Genomic DNA, 18087 nt, shown 5'->3' on the forward strand with positions numbered 1-18087 from the left:
CGCCTCCGTCTTATGTGTTTGGCTGTAAGCCACTTCCTTCACGGGTTGCTGCTTCAACTCTTCCGTAGCTAAAACTTATAAAAGACTTGTTTCTTATTATATCAAAAAAATGTCCATACTTCATGAACCTGCCCGAATATTCCAGAGTTTACGAATATCCCGGCTTTCATCCCAGGTTCTTCCCAGCTCTAATTGACGAATGAACGGAGATGCATACCGTTCATAACGGGCGTATCCGTCCACATTCTTCAGATCATCTAACAAAGCTGGAATATATCTCTGCATTACATCGCGCTTTCCTTCATAAAACGCGGTGTGAATTGCAGCTTCAGCCAATGGGCGCTGCCGTAATTGAGTATACCCGCCTGCAATCAGACCTGACAAGGCCACAACCCCTTTGGCTACAAGAGGGGACACAAGAAAGCTCGGTAATGTGCGATACTCAAAACCACCGTAGGATTTCAGTCGAAAATCACCGAGTGCTCCGTAACGGGGCCGTCTGCCCGATCCACGAGGATCCTGAAGAAATGCCAGTGGCAATGCCAGATAATTGTCCAGTGAGCGAAGCAGTTCTCCGGTCATATTCACGCCGCTAAAATGAATATGACCGCCCAGAGGTAGCCCGCGTTGCGGCATGCCTCCCGCCTGCCAGATGAGCGAATGATCGCTGATGCTACGAGAGGCTGCTGCGAATGCCTTCATCAGGTGAGCCAGTAGCTCGCGTGGCTCGGAGCTGGGAGCGGGTCTCAATTCGGCAACCGGATATATGCGCCGACCACCAATGGTCACGGAATCACAACCTGCCATTCCAGTGCGTTCGAGAAATCTGGAGGCAGGTACAATTTTGGATTCCGGCATCTGTACCAGAAGGAACTCCGGGTCCATACCAAGTACCGGAACAGGACTGTGATTCCGCTCCTCATCAAGCAGTTCCTGATGCCGTTTCCAGCTTTCCCTGTAGGCTACAGCGAGGTTGGTCACACCTTTCCAGGGACGGGGATCAATCGAAATCACCGCACAGCCACCGTTCCCGGAGGCTTCCATTCGAACAGCTCCATGATCCAGTCCCAGCGTATACAATGTTTTGATCGCAAGTCGTTCAACACGCCTGTACAAGGTCGATGCCGCTTCGCGCTCCAGTAGACTTTCCTGCGCCCCTCCCATACCACTTGTATCCTTGCGTTTAATTCGGATAGCCTGCAGACAACTGATCTCCACATCGTAACGTACACGAAGGCCCGGTTCACGCTTTCGCAGGTCTCGAAGTGCCAATACTTCGATACCCGCCTGTTTTAATCGCTCTGTTCGTTCACCAGAAGTCATGTTTTGATATCGCCGCAACGCTTCCTCGGTTTGTTCCAGTACATTCATCTCACCCCTCCTTCCTATTCAGGCCACTCAAATAAAAATAACCCCGCAATGCGGAGCCTTCTCATGAAAGGTATTCCAGGCACTTGGCGAGGCTCATTATCACCCATTTTTAGTTAATTAAGAAGAAAGAGGGCTTACGCCCTCTTCAACGCACCTCCCGGCGCATATGATACCTTAACTTATTGAACACAGGCATCAAACTTACAGCTCATCGTCGAGCAGATCGGGATCGAGATCGTCATAATCTCCATCGCCACTGCCAAAGTCATAATCCTTGTCTTCGTAATCACCGCAACCATCTGTGCAGACCTTCACACAAACTTTGGTTTCGGCAACGAGTTCCACAGCGAATTCCCGTTCTACCCGGATAATTACGCTGCTTCCACCTGCAGATACAGTGGCTTCCACACAGCTAGGTTCCTGCGTTGCATCCGCAGATACTTCTACTGTGGAAGTCCGGTGTTTCGGGTCCAGATAGGACAAAGGTACATGTTCTACATACGACACCGTTTCTTTCGCTACATCCGTCTGCGAATTTTTGTCATAGGAATACCAAATGTTGATATCGTAAGTACCAATAACTTCAATTCCGTCACCCGCTGATACGGCTTCATATTGGTGGTTGATAATCCAAGCCCCCAAAATACTTGTCGGTCCATTCGGCGGAGTCACGGTATGTGTTACGGTAGAGAACTTACGACCTTTGCCGCAGATCGCCTTCGTGATAATCTCTCTACATTGATGTTTATGACTCAATGACATCTTTAAACCTCCTCCATACAATCATTCACTACAAGTGTATGCAGGGCATCCGTCTAGGGTGACAACTATTTTCTATTATTCTTGTGTAGATTGGGATCGCTCTGAAATCGGGGACGGCGCTTTGTCCTTCTTTGCAATCTTCAGATACAACGCGAGTTCCCGGCACAACTGGAGAATTGCGGAACGAATCTCGAATTCTTCCCTTGTATCTGGCAATTCCATTCGTTTGAATTCTTCCTGCACATCTGCTAGAAGTTTTTCAGTTCGTCCAGTGTAGGATTCAGTAAGTACATCCTGACTAAGCTGATCGAACAGCTCCGATACCATCTCCGCATGTGGCATCTTCTGATAGATCTGGGATACCAGATGCATCATGTGCTGAATGGAATCGAGCTGTGTTTTGCGCATATAGAAGTAGACACTCCATTCCTCATTCGGATGGATCACCTGATTCTCCAGCGAACGTTTGGCTGCTTCAATACCGCCCAGAATCGCTTTATCTGCTTCAATCAGTTCTCTCCCCGCCCACACTTCATTGGGATTGCGTAGCGTTGCCGAGAATTCTTTGAAAATCTTGGAGAAAAGTTCATCGATTCGTTTGCGAATACGTAACATCTGTGGATCTGCTGCAGGCATATAGGCCAGATTGACCACCATGGCCGAACCGAGACCAATCAGCAGTAAAGCCACTTGCACGAGGATGACATGGATGTCCATCTCCCCACCACCGAATACCCGAAACACGACGACCGAACCTGTTACAATACCTTCCTTGAAACCGACCCGGACAATAACCGGAAATGCAATTAATATGTATACGGCCAGCACCCAATAGTGGAAGCCCAGAAAGTGAAAAAGTACACTTGCAAATAAAAGTCCGACTACCGAGGCGAAGAATCTCGCCGATATGGTGCGAATACTTCTTTTCCTCGTCACATCAACGCCAAGAATAGCCAGCAACCCCGCTGATGTTGGTCCTGGCAAGCCGCACCAGTCTGCAATCAGCACGGCCATTAGCGCAGCGATTGCAGTTTTAATTACCCTAAAACCCATTTAACATTCCATCTCCTCTAAGCTGTAAAAAGTGTTTGGAACCCTAATGACTAGTATGACTCATCCAACTGCTAATTAGACGACATCAACCGACATGCGCACGCATGCCGGTCACAGCAACGCGCCCCGAATGAGGGACGCTGGCAAGTTAGATCGTTGCGACAGAACCTCAAGGCCCTCTTCTCCAATCATCGCATTCATTCCGGATCTGCGCGGAATATTCATACTAATTATGGTACTTGATTTTACGGTATCGGGCAACGTGACACCCCTTGTGAAATTGGTTACATATGATATCCAATCAACATACGAGTAAACTCTGCCGAGTTATCTGCGCCCTGCAAGTAATTTGCGCTCTGCATAGACGACAAGTTGATACATGGCTGTGGCAACTGCAGCAATGATTAACAAGCTCGATAATACCAGTGTGAAGTTAAACACCTGAAACCCGTAAATAATCAGATACCCAAGTCCCTGTTTAGCAACCAGAAACTCACCCACAATGACACCGACCCAAGCCATGCCCACGTTGACTTTCAGGGTAGATACAATAGCCGGAAAAGAAGCTGGTAATACCACTTTTGTGAAAATCTCGGAACGGTCTCCACCAAACGTACGAATGACTTTAATATAATTAGGGTCGACTTCATTGAAGCTGTTATACACCACAAGGGTTGTGATAATAACCGTGATGGACAATGTGGTCATGACAATGGCTGTAAAACCCGCACCAAACATGACAATGAAGATGGGGCCGAGTGCTACCTTGGGCATGCTGTTGAACACAACCATATAGGGGTCGAGCACCTTGGATAGAAAAGGAGACCACCAAATCAGAACGGCAAGCAGGGTTCCGACAAGTGTTCCCAGCAAAAAACCAACCGCCGTCTCCCCTACGGTTACCCCGACATGTGCCCACAGCTCGCCACTTGCGATATCCTTCCCAATCTGAGCAAAAATTTTGCTCGGATAACTGAACAACAATACATCAATCCAGCGAAGTCTGCCTGCCAGTTCCCACAACAAAAACATACATACCAGCATAGATAACTGTACAGCAAGCACTTGATGTCGCCATCTGGCCACCTGCTGAATATGGTTCCGATGCAGCTGTCCCATCCATTCGTCCCGCTGTTCCTGCTTAGGATTCGTCTGATTCACGCGTCTTTCTCACCTCCCCCGGACTGATCCAGTTCACTCCATAACGCTTGAAACAAATCATTAAATCCTGCTTGCTCCCTTGCGTGGAACGGCTGAGCATTTCGAATTCCATCAGGAATAATGAACTCACGCCGGATGCGGCCCGGACTACGATTAAGCACAATGACCCGATCACTGACCGCAATGGCTTCAGACAAGTCATGTGTAACGAGTACAGAAGTTTTGCCAAACTCTTTTAACGTATCCGAGACCAGATCTTCCAATTGCAGCTTGGTCTGATAATCCAGTGCTGAGAAAGGCTCATCCAGCAAGAGAATTCCTGGGTCAGTCGCCAGCGTTCGCACCAACGCCACCCGTTGTCGCATACCTCCCGAAAGCTCCGAAGGATACTGCTCTTCTGTCCCTGCGAGCCCCATACTTACCAACAGTTCACGTGCACGCTCACGGCTTCTTGCATCCAGTCTGCCTGTCAGTTCGAGTCCAATCAGTGCGTTATCCAGAATGGTCCGCCAAGGAAACAGATAATCTTGTTGAAGCATATAACCAATCTGTGCAGAGGGACCGTCAACAAGCTTGCCTTTAACCTTGACCTCTCCTCGGGTGGGTGTGAGCAGTCCAGCGATAATGGACAACAATGTCGTTTTACCACAGCCGCTCGGACCAACGAGACTGACGAACTCCCCTTTTTGGATCTCAAGACTCAAGTCTTCGATCACCAACGTAGCTTCCCGCTCGCTAACGTAGACTTGAGATATCCCTTCCAGTCGGATCACACTTTCGGATTCAGGCATTCCTGCTCACTTCCTTTCCTGAATACCCCATTACTTCGATACCGCAGCTTCTTCCGCATAGGTATTGTCCACAATTACATTTAAATCCACACGTTGTTCCAATTCTCCGGCAGCACTCATCACATCAAGCAGATTGTTCCACTCTTCTTCATCAATGATGGGGTCCGTTGCATACGTGCCCTGTTCCTTATAACGGTTCACACTGCTGATTAGAATGGCCGGATCGATGTCTTTGAAAAAGGGAGTAATGACCTCGGCAATCTCTTCAGCCGTATGAGAATCTACCCAGACTTGCGCTTTGTGCAGACCATTCGTAAACTTCTGAACGATATCTTTATTTTCGTTAAGATAGCTTTGTTTCGTCATAAAGACGGTATAAGGCAGATGACCGCCTTCCGCTCCGAAGGATGCAACCACCTTGCCCCGACCTTCTTGCTCGAAGATGGATGCCTGGGGTTCAAACAACTGTACATAATCTCCCGTGCCCGACGCGAAAGCGGACGCAATATTTGCAAAGTCCACATTCTGAATCAGCTCCAGATCAGTTTGCGGATCAATGTCATGTTTGTTCAAAGTGAACTCCCCTGACATTTGCGGCATTCCGCCCTTACGCTGTCCAAGAAATGTGGAATCCCTCAGTTGCTCCCAATCGAAGCTGCCTTCCGGGTTACGAGCGAATAGAAAAGTACCATCCGTCTGAGTGAGCTGGGCAAAGTTAATGACCGGATCTTCCGCTCCCTGCTGGTAGACATAGATGGACGTCTCCGCTCCTACCAGCGCAATATCCACTGAACCAGCGAGCAATGCCGCCATTGTTTTGTCCCCACCAGCAGTCGTCTGAATGTCCACCTCAAGTCCCTGTTCCTCAAAAAAACCCTGGGCCACGGCCACATATTCCGGTGCATAAAATACCGAACGTGTCACTTCGCCAATTGTGATCTTGCCTTCATTCTCTTCCTTGTTACAACTGGTGAGTGCCACAATGATAATCAGCAGAATAACGATGCCCCGGACGAACCATGGCGTGTATTTCATGTTGTTTCCCTCCTTCACTGGTTACAGCAGTTTCTCTCTATTATGGATATGCTGATGCCCAGCAAAAGGTTAAGAACTTGGATGCAAAAAAGAGTCGGGCAATGTGCCCCACTCTTCAGCTCTTCCATTCGTAGTATTGATATCCCGTTTCAAGGATACCTACAGCTTATAGATCTCGGCATATTTGGCTTCCAGATAGTCAGCCAGATAGTCCGGGTTCAATTCTTCACCCGTTACGGCAACTATCAATTCGGAAGGCGTGCGACTTTTGCCATATCGATAGATCTTTTCTGTAAGCCATTCCTTGATTGGAATAAGATTACCTTCGGTAATATGGCTATCAAACTCCGGCATTTCCTTGCGCAATGTATGTAGAATTTGAGCTGCATACATGTTACCCAGTGAATACGAAGCAAAATAACCAAAGTCGCCACCGGACCAGTGGACATCCTGAAGAACACCCTCGCCATCATTCGTTGGCATAATACCTAGGTATTCCTTGTACTTTGCATTCCAGGTCTCTGGCAGGTCTTTCACTTCAAGGCCATCATTGAACAACATTTTCTCAATCTCATATCGGATAATAATGTGAAGATTGTACGTCAGTTCGTCTGCTTCAATCCGAATTAAAGAACTCTCCACCCGATTGATTGCACGATAGAAATCTTCCAGTTCAACCTCATTCAATTGCGGGAAATGCTGCTGCAAATCCTTATAATAACGTGTCCAAAATGGCAGGCTGCGACCAATCATATTTTCCCATAGACGGGACTGTGACTCGTGAATACCCATGGACGTTCCTTCAGCGAGAAGCGTACCCGCGAGACTCTCATCGATATTCTGCTCATACAGGGCATGTCCACCCTCATGCAGAGAACTGAAGACTGCGCTTGTCACATCATCCTGTAAATAGTTCGTTGTGATCCGCACATCACCCGGGTTAAGGCCCGTTGCAAAAGGATGAACACTCTCATCCAGTCGCCCCGCCTCGAAGTCATATCCCATCTGTTCCAGGATGAACAGGCTGAACTTTTCCTGTTCTTTCTTGTCGAACAGCTGATTCAGGAACTCCGTGTTCGGTTTATTGTCCGAAGCATTAATCTTCTCTTGCAGAGGAACTAGACGTGCCTTGAGGCGTGCAAATACTGCATCTACTTTCTCAACGGTCAGATTCGGCTCATACATATCAAGCAACGTATCATAACGTGTGTCTTTGACACCCCAATAGTCGATAAACTCCTGTTTGAGTTTAACGATCTCTGTCAGATACGGGGAGAATCCGGCATAATCACTGTTATGTTTTGCATCTTCCCAAGCGGTCTCCGACTTGGCCGTGAGAATAGTGTACGCTTGTACTTTTTCGGGCGGTACAGACTGACTTCGGTCATATTCTTTCTTGCAATCTTCAATCAGACGACGGTCTGTATCCGCAAGTTGTTCCAGTACTACCGGAGTTGTTAGTGTATCGAGGTAGAGTTTCATGTCCGCTGAAGTTTGCAGTTTGAAAGCTTCGGTCGATAACATGCCTAGGGTCTCCGAACGGGTCGGAACACCTTTTTTCGGCGCACCTGTGCGCAGATCCCAGTGAAGCAAACCAATAGCTTCATGATAACTTTTAATTTTACGAGCCAAATTGCGGAAGGATTCCAAATATTCCTGTGTTTGTTTATCCATTGTTAACGTTCACCTCTTCAAAAAAGTTTGGACACCCTATTGATGATACTTTTTGCATTGCGTATAATCAACTTTTAACAGAGGCAATTGGCATTATTCTTCTCAAAGATCGGAGTAATGCCATATGCTGACCGTGACATACTAATCAAGCAAGGGCGCGTAGGACAAGCTGCATCAAATGCAAGTGGCCGTGCTCGTCGTATTGGATAACAGGAGGCAATGGACATGAACAACATTCAAGAGATTCTGGCTTACAACAAATCATTTGTCGAGACCAAAGAATACGAAAAGTATACGGCAGGCAAGTTTCCAACCAGAAAGATGGTCATCATCACCTGTATGGATACCCGTCTGGTAGAAATGCTGCCCAAGGCCATGAATCTGAAGAACGGTGATGTGAAAATCATCAAAAACGCAGGCGCGATTATCTCTCAGCCTTTCGGCAGTGTAATGCGTAGTGTGCTTGTCGCCATCTATGAACTGGGAGCAGATGAAGTTCTGGTTGTGGGACACACGGAATGTGGTATGGCTTCCCTTCATGCAGAGACGATGATCGGACATATGGTCGAGCGTGGTGTATCTGAAGAAGTCATGACAACCCTAGAGAACTCTGGCATCCGTTTGCAAAAGTGGTTGCGCGGGTTTGACAGCGTCGAAGAAGGGGTAAAACATACTGTGGAAGTGATCAAGAAACATCCATTACTTCCGCCCAATGTACCCGTCCACGGCATGGTCATTGATTCTCACACAGGTGAGCTTGATCTTGTTGCTGAGGGGTATGGACAACAGGCATCTCTCTAAATCGTTTGGAGTGCGGACCTTATGGTTCGCACTCTTTTTGTCTAAATTAAGGCAGTTATGCTATCAGGTTGTCAAACCATACAGTTTCAGTGTACACTTTTATGAAAGCGGTCAAAGAAAGCGAAATCGATTGTTATCTGATTGTTTTCTCTGGCCCAGCCCTAATATTAAGGAGACATGTGCATGAACATACTTTCCTATGGTTTGCTCGGGCTGCTTACCCGCGAGGAGTCATCGGGCTATGATCTGATGCTGAAGATACAGCCTCATTGGCAGGCCAAACACAGCCAGATCTACCCACTCCTGTCCAAGATGGAAAACGATGAGTTATTGGCCTCCCGCTGGGTACAACAGTCTGACAAACCGGACAAAAAAATGTACGCAGTTACGGAAAAAGGCATTGAAAAGCTCTTGGGATGGATGATCACTCCCGTTACCGCACCGGTTACACGTGATGAGTTTAATTTACGTATTTTGTGTGTTGGCATAGCGGAAGACGGAAGCATGAGACGCATTCTGAATGAGCGTAAAAGCTGGTTTATGGAACGCATACGTTATTTCGAGGGTTTGAAATCACGAATACCTCAGGATAATCTTCGTGTAGGCAACCGAGAGTTTGGAAGCTACATCCTGGTTCAAAAAGGGTTAATGCATGCACAAACAGGCCTCGAATGGTGTAACTGGGTTACCCAACTTCTTGATGGCCAAGCTGCAATTCAAGACCCGAGTCCAAGCGTTTCAGAAATTTAACCAAAATTTGAAACGTTCCTGCAAGTTGATCGTATTACATGAGTAAGGCCCATTTTGGGGCGATTCAAACAAATTAATCGGGGGGTACGATCTTTACAATGAAGAAAAAATTTGGAGTTAAACATTTAATGATGGTATTTATGGCCTTTACATTATTGTTCGCAACAGTCGGAGTAACCAATCCGGATTCTGCAGATGCAAGACGTGGTGGCGGATTCAAATCCGGTACGAAAAGTTATAACAATACACCTAAGAAGTCTGACAATAATGTGAGCCAATCCAATTCACGTAACAATTCCAATAACGGTGCAGCTGCAACGAATCGTGGTGGATTCTTCGGCGGTGGCGGCGGATTCATGAAAGGCATGATGCTTGGTGGTCTTGCTGGTATGATGTTCGGCGGATTGTTTGGTGGCATGGGCGCTCTGGGTAACATTCTTGGATTGCTTGTAAACGTTGCAGCTATTATGTTGATCGTTATGTTGGCTATGGCACTCTTCAGAGCCATTACAAATCGTCGTAAACCGGCAGCAGATGGTCGTTATAACCGCCGTGATAATCGGGATGATGATAACAACAGAAACGGACGGTACTAATCTCTATGGTTCTGAGCATGGATGAAATTGTGAATGCGATCTGTATTCACACGGCAGAACGTAAAGGTGTACGTCCAACCGATGTAAACGTAGAACTGAGCTGGGAAGAAGATACAGGTTATTCCGCAGAAGTCTGGGTTCAAGGTCGTAGTCAATACCTGGTCGAATCCAATATGATTGAAGCCATTCTTCGCTACCTGCACAGTGAATATAATGTCCGAGCATATCGAGAAGATGTAAGACTGGATCTCGATGAAGAGATCACTGCGATTGTCAATCAATAAAGCATAAAGCCCCCATATGGGGGCTTTTTTACATGAAAGGAACGTATCCCTTCTGCCATCCGACAGATAGGAATACGTTCCTTTTGATTCGTTTATACATGCATGACGATGACAGTGCTGGCTAAAAACCTAGGATTGAAGTTTAACCAGACTGTAGTTCTTTTTACCTTTGCGGATAATGATGAATGTACCACCAATCGCATGCTCTGCTGAAACCGTGAATTCAAGCTCTGTGATTTTCTCACCATTCATGGAAATGGCACCTTTGGTGATATCCTCACGCGCCTGGCGTTTGGATGGCTCCAGACCAAGATCCACCAGCCAATCCACGATGTTTTTGGCTTCGCCATCCGTTTCAAATGTTGGCATTTCCTTAAAGCCTTGCTCGATTTCATCCGCTGTCAGGGAACGGATATCTCCACTAAATAACGCGGCCGTAATACGCTTAGCCTGCTCCAACATATCCTCACTATGGACGAATCTCGTCATTTCTTCTGCGAGTGCCTTCTGCGCTTCACGTTTGTGCGGCTCGGTCTCTACCTTTTCAGCCAAGGCCTCAACTTCTTCTTTGCTCAGGAAAGTGAAGTATTTGAGATATTTGATGACATCTCGGTCATCTGTATTCGCCCAGAACTGATAGAACTCAAATGGTGTCGTTTTGTTCGGATCAAGCCAGATTGCACCTCCAGCTGTTTTGCCAAATTTGGTTCCATCGGACTTGAGCATCAGCGGAATGGTCAGACCATACGCTTTCGCTTCAGATCCTTCTTTCTTACGAATCAGATCGAGACCGCTTGTGATATTCCCCCATTGATCAGAACCACCGATTTGCAGCTGCACATCTTCGTGCTGGAACAGGTGCAGGTAGTCGAGTGACTGAAGAATCTGGTAGGAAAATTCGGTGAACGAAATTCCGCCTTCCAGTCTGCTCGCAACTACATCCTTCGCAAGCATAGTGTTGAGGTTGAAGTTTTTGCCGTAGTCACGCAGAAATTCAATGATATTGATTTTGTGTGTCCAATCATAGTTGTTCACCATACGAACCTGATTATCCCCGTCCGTAACAAACAACTTCTTCATCTGTGCAGTTAGTGCATCCACATTATCCTGCACCTGCTCCATCGTTTGTAAAGAACGCTCTGCCTGACGCCCACTTGGATCACCAATCGTGCCTGTAGCTCCACCAATCAGAATGACTGGGCGGTGTCCTGCCTGTTGAAAACGTTTCAGCATCATGAAGGGAATCAGATGTCCGATATGCATACTATCCCCCGTAGGGTCAACGCCGCAGTACAAGGAAATCGACTTCGTTTCAGTTAACTCACGCAGTCCCTCTGCATCCGTTTGCTGGTTAATGGCGTCACGCCACTGTAGTTCATCAATAATATTCATTCGTATAACCCCTTTTCTATCGTTAAGATTCATTCATGATTACGTTCAATTGCGAATAATAAGTGCAGTGGCATTTTTGGACACAAAAAAATCGCCTCCTTGTCTTCATTAGACATAGGGACGATTATCATAACCGTGGTACCACCCAGATTGCACGGACAACTCATTCGAACGTTTCTTATGCTCCAATAAAGTGGTCCATACCACTTTCGGCAATATATCGTTTGCCTTTCCGCTTGGCATTACCCAAGTACTCCAGAGTGTAATTCGCAGCCCTTGTATGTATCAGGTTCCATCAACCCCTGACTTTCTGTAACAGGGACAAAGCCGCTACTGCGCTCCATCAACGTATTTCATGTATTCAATTATAGCCAGTATAGCGGAACAACCAAGTCAATGCAAGAAGTAGTAATAAACGGATGTGTAGTCTACTTGACATGGTAATGAAAAAGCCGCCTATGGCAGCTTCTTCACAACCTAAGAATACCTATTTGTTTCCACATTTTCTGACTCGTTGCAATCTACGATCAGTGATCAGGTTCCGCAGAATGTACGATAGGATGGATCACATGAAACGGGTAATATCGCATTTTCAGCCTGTTCAGGCGTGTACGCATAAGGGTCTTGAAGAATAGCAAGAAGTTGATGCATCACGCTATAGTCCCCATGATTCTCTGCTCGTTCCAGTGCTTCTTCCACCCTGTCATTCCGGGGAATCACTGCGGGGTTGTTTCTCTTCATATGTTGTATAACTTCATCCTTCGATTCGGACTGTCTACCTAATCTCGCTTGCCAACGTACATGCCATTCCGTGAAGTCAGGCTCTCCGTTCAGGTCGGAACCTTCCAGCGCGCCAAGAGTCAGAGCAACGAACGTATTCGTATAGTCTGCGGAATGCTTCTCCATAAGCTCTAACAGTTCCTTAATCAGAGTATCATCTTCCGCTTCTTCATTGAATAATCCTATTTTGGCTCGCATACCTGATAACCAGTGATAATGATACAACTCTGAAAATTGGGCAATGGCATCCTGGGCAATTTGCACCGCCTGTTCCTCATCTTCATGGAGCAGAGGCAGGAGTGTCTCAGCCAAACGAGCCAGATTCCATCCAGCAATATACGGTTGATTGCCGTAGGCATACCGACCTTGGGTATCGATAGAGCTAAACACTGTACCTGGATTGTAAGCATCCATAAAGGCGCATGGACCATAATCTATGGTTTCTCCACTGATGGCCATATTGTCTGTATTCATAACCCCATGTATGAAGCCAACACGCTGCCACTGGGCAATAAGCGCTGCCTGCAGCTTGATCACTTCCTGAAGCAAGCGAAGGTAACGATCCTCATCTCCTTGAATCTGTGGAAAGTGTCGTTGTAATGTGTAATCTGCTAAAGCCCGCAGATCCTCTATCGCACCCCATCTGGCTGCATATTGGAACGTCGCAACGCGGATGTGGCTGGCAGCAACTCGCGTCAATATCGCCCCAGGTCGTTGGGTTTCACGGACAATGTTCTCCCCTGTGGATACCACGGCCAAACTCCGTGTAGTGGGAATACCCAATGCATGCATCGCTTCACTTATGATATATTCACGCAGCATTGGCCCAACGGCGGCACGTCCATCACCTCCCCGGGAATAAGGTGTTCTTCCCGAACCTTTCAACTGGATATCTACGCGCTCACCTTGTGGGGTAATCTGCTCACCCAGCAGCAAGGCCCGCCCATCACCAAGCATGTTGAAATTGCCAAATTGATGACCTGCATACGCCTGCGCCAAGGGCTCTGCTCCTTCAGGAGTCAAGTTACCTCCATATACGGCTGCGCCTTTTTCACTGTTCAGCACTTCAGCATTCAGTCCAAGGCTTGTTGCAAGTAAAGTGTTAAAGATCAGCAGTTTCGGTGATTCGACAGGTACAGCTCCTTGACTGGTGAAGAATATCTGCGGCAGACGCGCATAACTGTTATCCAAATTCCAACCGGTTTCGAGCTTTGCTTGTTGCATACGGATCACAACTCCTTTTTGACTAAGGGACTTCCCTTGTTGATATGTTAACCTTGTGAACCAATTCTCATTTATGTAGCCGCATGGAAATTCAATTCATCATGAGTGAATCGGGTAATCCACCACAATGACATTCTCGATCCATCCGTCCAGGGAGGCAACAAAGGCCTGGTGAGCAGGGTGAGGACCATAGGCACGCAATGCTTCCTGATCTTCAAACGTCACTCTTAGTCCAATTGTATAACCCTGAATCCGGTCCGTTTCTTCCGTTACATTCTCTCCTGCTGTTAGATCGATGATTCCTGGAATCTGTTCCTGTAAGGCGAGTAATTGAGCAACAAATTCCTGCTGCTTGTCAGGTGTAATTTTGTCGTTGAATTTAAAGATAACCAAATGTTCGAACATGATATTACATCTCCCTTATTTCAGTATTTTGAAACTTACCTACACAAAGCACTCTCCAAATACGATCTATTACCTCAAAAGCCCCAATCCGCCCATCATGTATGGCACTACTCGTTTAGCCAAGTCAGCTGGAGACTCTTGTCTACCTTCTATATTCCATCTATACGTTATTCCATAGATAGACCAGCTCAACATAATTGCCGTCATTTTCAGTGTTTTGAGATCAGCATCTGCCGATCTCTTGAGCATGATTTGAAGAAGAAACGACTCTAACTGTGTCTTTATATTTTCTTCGATAATCGGTGCAACCGTCTCATATTTTTTGATGCATTCATTGCTCGAAACGTGATAATCACACAGTGAAAAAATGAGCTGTTGCATCATCTCGCTGGACAATTGCGCTTCCGGGTCTACTCTCTTCGTTACATATTCCATAAAAGCGTCAGATAATAATGCTTCAAGCAGCGCATATTTGTCCTGAAAATGGGCATAAAAAGTTGCCCTGTTAATCGTAGCTTGTTCAGTAATATTTTGAATCGTAATACTGCTGAAATTTTTAAGATGTAGCTGATATAAAAAAGCATCCAATATTAATTGACGAGTGCGAATCACACGCGGATCGTTTGAGTTTGGAGACAATGCATCGGCCATTCCCTCATCCTCCTTTGTGCTCAAGGTATTTGAACAGGTTCCTCCATTATAGATAATTGCTATTGGATCAACAAGTGAAGCAATTCCCTAATTCACCGTACATTGTTGGGAGTCTTTCGCTTAAACGACAAAACGTTCAAATTGTTGGTTGAGTACGCCTATAGAGCTTGATAAGATTGCACTCGTACCCGCTTGAAGGTGCAGAATAATGGAGGTGTTCATTTTGAATAATCAACAACATAGCGTTATATCCACAGAGCGTCTGTTTCAACCATACATGGACCAAAAGCTGGCTCTGAACTCACGAATTGTTATGTCACCCATGGCTCGTGCCTTTTCGCCGAATGGAGTTCCAGGAGCTGATGTAGCCTTATATTATCGGCGCCGTGCCGAACATGGTGTTGGATTAATTATTACTGAAGGTGCAACGATTGACCACCCTGCTGCATCAAGTGAGCCAAATATCCCACATTTGTACGGGAAAGCAGCACTCCAGGGCTGGTCCGAGGTGGTTCAACAAGTGCATGACGCTGGCGGCAAGATTTTTCCGCAAATTTTACATATGGGAATTGTCCGTCCATCCGGATCTCAACCTCACCCGGAAGCAGAGTCACTTAGTCCATCTGGACTCGATATGGAAGGCAATCAGGTAAGCGTGCCTATGACGGAGGCGGAGATAACAACAGTTATTCAAGCTTATGCCGATGCAGCAGCGAATGCACAACGAATTGGTTTTGATGGAATCGAACTTCACGGTGCACATGGTTTTCTAATTGATCAGTTTTTCTGGAAAACAACGAATATGAGAACGGACCGCTACGGTGGTGACCTTCAGAAACGAACTCAATTCGCGGTTGAACTTGTTGAAGCAGTTCGTGCTGCGGTAGGTCCTGATTTCCCCATTGCTATGCGGATTTCCCAATGGAAGATGAATGATTATCAAGCCAGACTGTTTGACACACCAGAACAATTGGAACCCTTCCTGCACTCACTTGTTAACGCAGGGGTCGACATCTTCCATTGCTCGACAAGGCGCTTCTGGGAGCCTGAGTTTGAAGGATCTGATCTAGGGTTCGCCGGATGGGTGAAAAAGCTGAGTGGCCGAACCACAATTACAGTCGGTTCTGTGGGGATGTCCAATGAGCCAGAAGCTGATGGAGCACAGCATCCAGGTATGGATGAACTTATGAAGCGTTATGATCAACAAGAATTTGATCTGGTGGCTGTGGGACGTGCCCTTCTAGGTGATCCGGCATGGGTTGCCAAAATGCGCGAAGGACGTCTATCGGAGATCCAGGCATTTACACCTGAAGCACTAGCTACATTACACTAACAACAATTGCTTAATGTTCCTAACATATTTTGTCCCATATATATAGGTATGTTTGATATCATGAATCAACTATACTAAGCAAAGGGCTCGCACTTCCTCTGGGATTGCGGGTATTTTGTTTAGTATAAACACCTGTCAAAGCACGTCGAGCAATAGCAATATCGTTCAAGAAAATTCCTTCTTTGCATTATATAATGACTTTAACATACCAGAAAGAAGGTGCACCATGACTCGGGAAGTGCGGACTGTGGTATTTGATACCGATTTACAGCTGGAAGCTTATCAATTCGAAGGCATTATGCAGAAGTTTCCCAATCATTTTCATGACTATTACGTCATTGGATTTATTGAGCAAGGCAAGCGACACCTCGTCTGTAATAACGAAGAGTACATTCTGAATAGTGGAGACATGATTCTCTTTAATCCACAGGATCCCCATGCGTGCGAACAGGTTGACGGAAGAACCCTTGATTATCGCTGCATCAATGTTCAACCTGAGGTCATGCGAATGTATACACGGGATATTACCGGACAAGACTACTTGCCCCGATTCACAACACCTGTTCTCTATCAAAGCGAACTTGTTGGCTCCCTGTGTGAACTGCATCAGATGATTCTGGAGGAGCAATCCGATTTCTACAAGGAAGAATTGTTACTCTTACTACTGGATCAATTGATGAGAGATTATTCGGACGCCGAATTGCCTGTTTCCAACCAGGATGTGACCATCGAGATTCGGCGCATATGTGATTACATAGAATCGCATTACATGGAGAGCATCACGCTGAACCAATTAGTCGACTTAACAGAGATGAGCAAATATCACTTGCTGCGTCTATTCACCCGCCAAAAAGGCATATCACCCTACCGCTATCTGGAAACGATTCGCATTAATCAAGCCAAACGGCTATTGGAACAAGGCCACCTTCCGATTGAAGTCGCCGCTCAGACAGGATTCAGTGATCAGAGCCACTTTACGAACTTTTTCAAAAAATTGATCGGCCTGACACCCAAACAATATAGACGTATCTTCAATCATGACACAGAGTCGAAACGCTCCACCAATAGCACCTTATGACAAGTCATCCTAGCACCAAGGTCTCTACCGGCCATTCGCTTGCCTTATTCACCATATTGATCTGGGGAACCACATTCGTCTCGACCAAGGTTCTGCTGATTGAATTTACCCCTGTAGAAATTTTGTTTTTCCGCTTCCTGATCGGGTATTTCGTACTTTTACTGATCTATCCACGTTCGCTGCGGATGGTATCATTCAGAGAAGAATTATTATTTATCGGAGCCGGACTATGCGGAGTGACTTTATATTTTCTCATTGAAAATATAGCACTGGTGTACACAACAGCTTCGAACGTAGGCGTTATCGTATCTATTGCGCCCTTTTTCACAGCTCTACTTGCACACTTCTTCCTCGATGGCGAGAAGTTGACTCGCCGTTTTATCGTTGGATTCGGGATTGCCTTGAGCGGCATCGTGCTTATCGCATGGAATGGAAGTTTCATTCTAAAACTGAATCCGGTAGGTGATCTGCTTGCTTTCATAGCTCCGGCAATATGGGCGATTTACTCTGTTCTTATGCGCAAAATAGGCATGCTTGCCTATCACACTATTGGCGCTACGCGCAAAGTGTTCTTCTATGGATTGATCTTCATGCTGCCAGCTCTGTTCCTGTTGGAATTTAATTGGGATCTCGCTCGCTTTACGAACATGATCAACCTTTCCCATTTTCTCTACCTCAGTTTGGGAGCATCTGCCTTGTGTTTTGTAACCTGGAACCGAGCCGTAAGTCTTCTCGGAGCGATCAAAACGAGTGTGTACATTTATCTGGTACCTGTTATTACTGTCATATCATCTGCACTAATTCTTCATGAACGGATAACCTGGGTAATCATCCTCGGAGCATTCTTAACCTTATTCGGATCAATTATTTCAGAACAAAAAAGAAAATAAAAAAGAAAACAAGCTTAACACCAAAGACACGAGTCCCCCGCGGATTCGTGTCTGCC

General features: G+C 46.3%; 18 protein-coding genes and 1 other annotated feature. Of the genes, 7 read left to right on the forward strand and 11 right to left on the reverse strand.

Annotation, left to right across the window (positions count from 1 at the left end; translation table 11 throughout):
* Positions 1 to 120 precede the first annotated feature (120 nt).
* The 7 genes from C0Q44_RS19495 to C0Q44_RS19525 all read right to left on the reverse strand — a co-directional run bounded on the left by C0Q44_RS19495 (position 121) and on the right by C0Q44_RS19525 (position 7847).
* Complete coding sequence (locus tag C0Q44_RS19495) at positions 121 to 1371, reverse strand: putative amidoligase domain-containing protein (RefSeq protein WP_258166451.1); 1251 nt, start codon at positions 1369 to 1371, stop codon at positions 121 to 123.
* Between the two features lie 201 nt (positions 1372 to 1572).
* Positions 1573 to 2133, reverse strand: coding sequence for an outer spore coat protein CotE (locus tag C0Q44_RS19500; RefSeq protein WP_062835006.1), 561 nt, complete (start codon positions 2131 to 2133; stop codon positions 1573 to 1575).
* A gap of 75 nt (positions 2134 to 2208) precedes the next feature.
* On the reverse strand, positions 2209 to 3186 hold the full coding sequence (locus C0Q44_RS19505) for an aromatic acid exporter family protein (RefSeq protein WP_105408908.1): 978 nt from the start codon (positions 3184 to 3186) through the stop codon (positions 2209 to 2211).
* A 327-nt stretch (positions 3187 to 3513) separates the two neighbouring features.
* Positions 3514 to 4305, reverse strand: a complete 792-nt coding sequence (locus C0Q44_RS19510; RefSeq protein WP_105409311.1) for an ABC transporter permease — start codon at positions 4303 to 4305, stop codon at positions 3514 to 3516.
* Positions 4306 to 4343: 38 nt separating this feature from the next.
* A complete protein-coding gene (locus C0Q44_RS19515) occupies positions 4344 to 5138 on the reverse strand; it encodes an ABC transporter ATP-binding protein (protein ID WP_105408909.1) in 795 nt (264 codons plus the stop codon).
* A 30-nt stretch (positions 5139 to 5168) separates the two neighbouring features.
* Complete coding sequence (locus C0Q44_RS19520; RefSeq protein WP_105408910.1) at positions 5169 to 6173, reverse strand: ABC transporter substrate-binding protein; 1005 nt, start codon at positions 6171 to 6173, stop codon at positions 5169 to 5171.
* A gap of 159 nt (positions 6174 to 6332) precedes the next feature.
* Positions 6333 to 7847 carry a carboxypeptidase M32 gene (locus tag C0Q44_RS19525; protein ID WP_105408911.1) on the reverse strand — a complete coding sequence of 505 codons (1515 nt, stop codon included), beginning with the start codon at positions 7845 to 7847 and terminating at the stop codon, positions 6333 to 6335.
* A 225-nt stretch (positions 7848 to 8072) separates the two neighbouring features.
* Between C0Q44_RS19525 and C0Q44_RS19530 the strand changes: the two genes are divergently transcribed.
* From C0Q44_RS19530 to C0Q44_RS19545, 4 genes are all read left to right on the forward strand, one after another.
* Complete coding sequence (locus tag C0Q44_RS19530) at positions 8073 to 8648, forward strand: beta-class carbonic anhydrase (protein WP_105408912.1); 576 nt, start codon at positions 8073 to 8075, stop codon at positions 8646 to 8648.
* A 183-nt stretch (positions 8649 to 8831) separates the two neighbouring features.
* On the forward strand, positions 8832 to 9398 hold the full coding sequence (locus C0Q44_RS19535; protein ID WP_105408913.1) for a PadR family transcriptional regulator: 567 nt from the start codon (positions 8832 to 8834) through the stop codon (positions 9396 to 9398).
* Between the two features lie 98 nt (positions 9399 to 9496).
* Positions 9497 to 9994: a hypothetical protein gene (locus tag C0Q44_RS19540; RefSeq protein WP_105408914.1), complete on the forward strand. Its 498-nt coding sequence runs from the start codon at positions 9497 to 9499 to the stop codon at positions 9992 to 9994.
* Between the two features lie 5 nt (positions 9995 to 9999).
* Positions 10000 to 10278 (forward strand): YxcD family protein, encoded by a 279-nt coding sequence (locus C0Q44_RS19545; RefSeq protein WP_105408915.1) that lies wholly within the window; start codon positions 10000 to 10002, stop codon positions 10276 to 10278.
* A 129-nt stretch (positions 10279 to 10407) separates the two neighbouring features.
* Here C0Q44_RS19545 and tyrS read toward each other — a convergent pair whose 3' ends face one another.
* The 4 genes from tyrS to C0Q44_RS19565 form a co-directional block, all read right to left on the reverse strand.
* The gene (tyrS, locus tag C0Q44_RS19550; protein WP_105408916.1) at positions 10408 to 11670 is read right to left on the reverse strand and encodes a tyrosine--tRNA ligase; all 1263 of its coding nucleotides are present in this window, start codon (positions 11668 to 11670) and stop codon (positions 10408 to 10410) included.
* 113 nt (positions 11671 to 11783) lie between these two features.
* Positions 11784 to 12026, reverse strand: a binding site (T-box leader).
* A 178-nt stretch (positions 12027 to 12204) separates the two neighbouring features.
* Complete coding sequence (locus C0Q44_RS19555; RefSeq protein ID WP_105408917.1) at positions 12205 to 13674, reverse strand: protein adenylyltransferase SelO; 1470 nt, start codon at positions 13672 to 13674, stop codon at positions 12205 to 12207.
* 99 nt (positions 13675 to 13773) lie between these two features.
* On the reverse strand, positions 13774 to 14079 hold the full coding sequence (locus C0Q44_RS19560; protein WP_105408918.1) for a Dabb family protein: 306 nt from the start codon (positions 14077 to 14079) through the stop codon (positions 13774 to 13776).
* Between the two features lie 69 nt (positions 14080 to 14148).
* Complete coding sequence (locus C0Q44_RS19565; RefSeq protein ID WP_105408919.1) at positions 14149 to 14730, reverse strand: TetR/AcrR family transcriptional regulator; 582 nt, start codon at positions 14728 to 14730, stop codon at positions 14149 to 14151.
* 223 nt (positions 14731 to 14953) lie between these two features.
* Between C0Q44_RS19565 and C0Q44_RS19570 the strand changes: the two genes are divergently transcribed.
* The 3 genes from C0Q44_RS19570 (at position 14954) to C0Q44_RS19580 (ending at position 18031) form a co-directional block, all read left to right on the forward strand.
* The gene (locus C0Q44_RS19570; RefSeq protein ID WP_105409312.1) at positions 14954 to 16063 is read left to right on the forward strand and encodes an NADH:flavin oxidoreductase; all 1110 of its coding nucleotides are present in this window, start codon (positions 14954 to 14956) and stop codon (positions 16061 to 16063) included.
* A gap of 226 nt (positions 16064 to 16289) precedes the next feature.
* Positions 16290 to 17141 (forward strand): AraC family ligand binding domain-containing protein, encoded by an 852-nt coding sequence (locus tag C0Q44_RS19575; protein WP_105408920.1) that lies wholly within the window; start codon positions 16290 to 16292, stop codon positions 17139 to 17141.
* Complete coding sequence (locus C0Q44_RS19580) at positions 17138 to 18031, forward strand: DMT family transporter (RefSeq protein WP_105408921.1); 894 nt, start codon at positions 17138 to 17140, stop codon at positions 18029 to 18031. Before C0Q44_RS19575 ends, C0Q44_RS19580 begins: the two co-directional genes overlap by 4 nt.
* Positions 18032 to 18087 lie beyond the last annotated feature (56 nt).

The sequence above is a fragment of the Paenibacillus sp. PCH8 genome, assembly GCF_002968835.1.
Classification (GTDB): domain Bacteria; phylum Bacillota; class Bacilli; order Paenibacillales; family Paenibacillaceae; genus Paenibacillus.